The sequence below is a fragment of the Pseudomonas sp. P4_C3 genome (genome assembly GCF_056402075.1).
Genome location: NZ_JBFUIC010000453.1, coordinates 1 through 2,738, shown reverse-complemented (window position 1 = coordinate 2,738; position 2,738 = coordinate 1). Strand labels below are relative to the sequence as shown.

1 protein-coding gene is annotated in these 2,738 nt (G+C 53.5%); it reads left to right on the top strand.

Annotated features, from left to right (window positions below):
* On the top strand, positions 1-2,534 hold a 2,534-nt coding region (locus AC1DVH_RS29185), incomplete at its 5' end, for an RHS repeat domain-containing protein (RefSeq protein WP_477756705.1).
* Between the last annotated feature and the right edge of the window lie 204 nt (positions 2,535-2,738).

Sequence of the window (2,738 nt, the reverse complement as noted above, 5' to 3'; positions counted from 1 at the left end):
GCCATTCCCTGACTGAGTTCGATGCATTGCTGCGGCCGGTGGCCGTACATGAACGTGGTGAAGATGTCGCCGAGCATGTCCTTGAGCGTTTTACTTATGCGGGAGTCGATGCCGGCGCGGCATCGCGTAATCTGTGCGGTCAGTTGATTCGCCACGACGACCCGGCGGGGACGTTGCACCTTAATGATCTCGGCATCGCTGGCGCACTGCTACAACAGACGCGGCATTTTTTGCTCGAAACCAATCCCGTGAACTGGCCCGACACCGTGCCCGCCCGCGATGCGTTACTTGAACCTGCYGAGGGCGCCATCACCGCCCTGCACTATGCCGCCAGCGGTGAACTGTTCCAGCAAATCGATGCACTGGGTAATCAGCAGCGTTTTACCTACACCGTCGCCGGTGAATTGAGCGACACGCGACTGACCCTGGCTGGCCCCGACGGGAAAGAGCACACGCTGGTCAGCCATCTTCGCTACAACGCCTCCGGCCAGATCGAAGCAGAAACCGCCGGCAACGGCGTCGTCACCCGCCACCACTACGATCCGGCGGATGGTCGCCTCATTGGGCTCAGCGCACACAAAGCCAACGGCACGCCGCTGCAGGACTTGAAATACAGCTACGACGCAGCCGGCAACGTTCTGAGCCTCGAAGATGCCGCCCAGCCGATCCGCTACTTCAACAACCAGCGCATCGAACCGATCAAGACCTACCGCTACGACACGCTGTATCAGTTGATCGAAGCCACGGGTTGCGAGGCGAAAACCGGAAACGGCGGCCCCGCCATGCCCGACTTACAGCCGCTGCCCCCGGACCCCAGCCAGATCGCCAATTACACCCAGACCTATCATTACGACGCCGGCGGCAATTTGCTGGATCTGGTGCATGTCGGCGCACAAGTCCATGGCCGCACCTTGACCCGAGCCCGCTACAGCAACCGCTGTTTGCCCGAGCGCGACAATCGGCCACCAACCGAGGACGAATTGGCCAACGGCTTCGATGCCAACGGCAATCTGCGTGAACTGCAACCGGGGCAATATCTGAGTTGGGACTTGCGTAACCAGTTGCGGGAAGTACGACCCGTCGTGCGTGAAAATTCTGAGGATGATCGCGAGTGCTACGTCTACGACGGCGGCGGTCAACGGGTGCGCAAAGTGCACTCGAGCCAGACCAATGTCCGCACGATCACTCGCGAAGTACGTTACCTGCCCGGTCTGGAAATCCGTAGCCACAGCGGCACCAGGGAAATCCTCCACGTGATCACCGCCGACGCCGGCAGTAACAGCGTGCAGGTGCTGCATTGGGCCATGGTGCCTCCCGATGAGATGACACAGGATCAGGTGCGTTACAGCCTCAACGATCACCTGAAATCCAGCGCACTGGAGCTGGATCAAAGCGCCGACCTGATCAGCCAGGAATGGTATTACCCCTTTGGCGGCACGGCGTATTGGGCCGGTCGAAATGTGACCGAAGCCAAATACAAAACCGTGCGTTACTCCGGCAAGGAACAGGATGCGACGGGGCTTTATTATTATGGATTTCGCTATTACGCGCCGTGGTTGCAGCGGTGGATCAATCCGGATCCGGCGGGGGCGATTGATGGTCTCAATTTCTATCGAATGGTGAGAAATAACCCTATTGCACTTTTTGATCGTGACGGGCTGTCTCCACATGGCGACTTGGCGAGAGAGATGTTGAACCTCCCTAGCTTTCTTGAAACGCATGCTTCGGATCCAGAAGGGGCGTTCAGAACACTTGAGGGTATATATCTGAAATACCATGACGAAAATATTGTCAAAAAAGCAATTAGGAGAGTAATGAATGAGCTTTCACCTTCGAAAAAAGTTGAAGCCGCAGCAGGACCATCAACTTCAAGCAAACAACAAACACCCCTCAGCGACAACATAAAAAAGGGGCTTCAAATATTTTGGAGCACCAATGCTGGCGCTGGATATATCAATGCAATTACCAGAAATTATTACATGGAAGATACAATCCAAAAATCAACATCCTTACAGAGTGCCAGGGACGCTGCATTCGTGGAGTTAAAGACGAATCTTGGCTCAGCGGGGACCATCAAGATGTCGAGTGATACGGAGAAAGATAGCTACCGCCCTGCAATGGAGCTATTAGCTAGGCATAAAAATGATCCAATACAAACCATACGTCTGATGAAAGCCTCACTAGGCGACCGACAAAAATCAGCTGTTTTCCGTGGTGCGCGGTCACCCTATTTCGATATAAAAAAAGGTGACATATTACAAACCAGTGGATTCACGTCATTTAGCCCGGATGAACGTACCGCGCAGATATTTACTTATAAATTTCACAACCCCGCATTCAAAAGCACAACAATACCGGTAATGTTTGTTACTAATGGAGGCTATCGCATTGAACACAGCACAGAGTTAGAGAGCGTATTCCCTCCGAAGACTCAGTTCAAAGTAACCGGAGTCCATTCCGGCAAAAATAATACGCCAAATATATTCCTTGAAAAAATCGATTTTAAATCCACCCCCAGTGCCAGATGGATTTAAATCGAAAACATAATCTTTCAAGAAAGCTATTTTTAATAGGCAATTCGAATACTGAAAAGTATTCGAGTCACCCAATTGCAGTAGAGGAGCGTCTACCCCTCCGGCCGCAACATCAACACCGCCAACGGCGGCAAATTCAACACCAACGACAACGCCTGCCCATGGCTCGGCGTTTCCTCGGCCAGCGCCCCGCCACTATTGCCG